2 protein-coding genes are annotated in these 1,215 nt (G+C 69.7%); one reads left to right on the forward strand and one right to left on the reverse strand.

The features are described from left to right. Positions 1–430, reverse strand: a 430-nt coding sequence (locus AB0B91_RS66235) for an FAD-binding protein (protein ID WP_358343294.1), incomplete at its 3' end; no start/stop codon positions are given. A 144-nt stretch (positions 431–574) separates the two neighbouring features. Between AB0B91_RS66235 and AB0B91_RS66240 the strand changes: the two genes are divergently transcribed. After that, on the forward strand, positions 575–1,215 hold a 641-nt coding region (locus AB0B91_RS66240; protein ID WP_358343296.1), incomplete at its 3' end, for a TetR family transcriptional regulator.

The raw sequence follows: 1,215 nt of genomic DNA on the forward strand, positions 1-1,215 counted from the left end.
CCTCGACGAACGTCGAGAGGCAGCCGTACCCGGCGCCGGTGCCGTGGGTGCCGGTGGAGATCGCCCCGGCGATCGTCTGGGCGTCGATGTCGCCCAGATTGGGCAGTGCCAGGCCGTGGGCGGCGAGCAGATCGTTGAGCGCGCGCAGGGTGGTCCCGGCCGGTACGGTGACCAGTCGGCGATCGACGTCGACCCGTACCCCGGTGTCGAGGTCGGCCAGTTCCATCCGCCGCCCGTCGGTGACCGCGACGCCGGTGAAGGAGTGGCCGCTGCCCACCGCCCTGATCCGGTCCCCGGTCGTCGCGGCGGCGCGCACGGCGTCGGCCACGTCGGCGAGGGAGGTGGGGCGCAGGATGGCGGTGGCGGTGGCGCGTTGGTTGCCGGCCCAGTTGGACCAGCCTGCCAGGGTGGGCGGTGCGGTGCCGGCCATGCGCACTCCTCGACATGAACGTGAAGTGACTTCATATCAGGAACGTTGTAGCAGGTAAATACCGCAATCGAGGTTTGCTCGTTGTACCGGTAGTCACGAACCCGTGACGTGCAGATATGTTCATCCGTCGAAGGGGGGTGGCGAGTGTCCACACCAGCCGCCACAGCCGGGCCGCTGCGCCGCGTACCGGTGCAGGGTCGAAGTGTCGCGCGGGTCCAGCGGATGCTGGACGCCTGCGCCGAACTCGTCGACGAGGTGGGGTACGAGGGACTGACCACGACCCTCCTCGCCGAGCGTGCCGAGGTGGCGATCGGGTCGGTCTACCAGTTCTTCCCGGACAAGCGGGCGATCGTGCAGGCGCTGACCCTGCGCACGATGGAGTCCTACCTCCAGCGGCTCGACGAGCGCTTCGCCTCCGACGACCTGACCCACTGGTGGGACGGGGTCGACGCGGGCATCGACGAGTACATCACGATGCACCGTACCGTTCCGGGATTCCGTACCCTGCACTTCGGCGACGTGGTCGACCTGCACCTGCTCGACGAGCAGCGGGACAACAACGGGGTGATCGCGGACCAGTTGGCCCGCGTGCTCGCCGAGCGCTTCGGGCTGGACGTCCCCGATCTCCGGTTCCACCTCGAGATCGCCGTGGAGGCGGCCGACGCGCTGATCAAGCTGGCGTTCCGCCGGCTGCCCGAGGGCGACGACCGGGTGCTGGCCGAGGCCAAGGCGCTGATCCGGGAGTACCTGCACCGCCAGGTCGACGCGCCGGCCGACGCCGGCCA

The sequence above is a fragment of the Nonomuraea sp. NPDC049141 genome (assembly GCF_040648415.1).
Taxonomy (GTDB): Bacteria; Actinomycetota; Actinomycetes; order Streptosporangiales; family Streptosporangiaceae; genus Nonomuraea.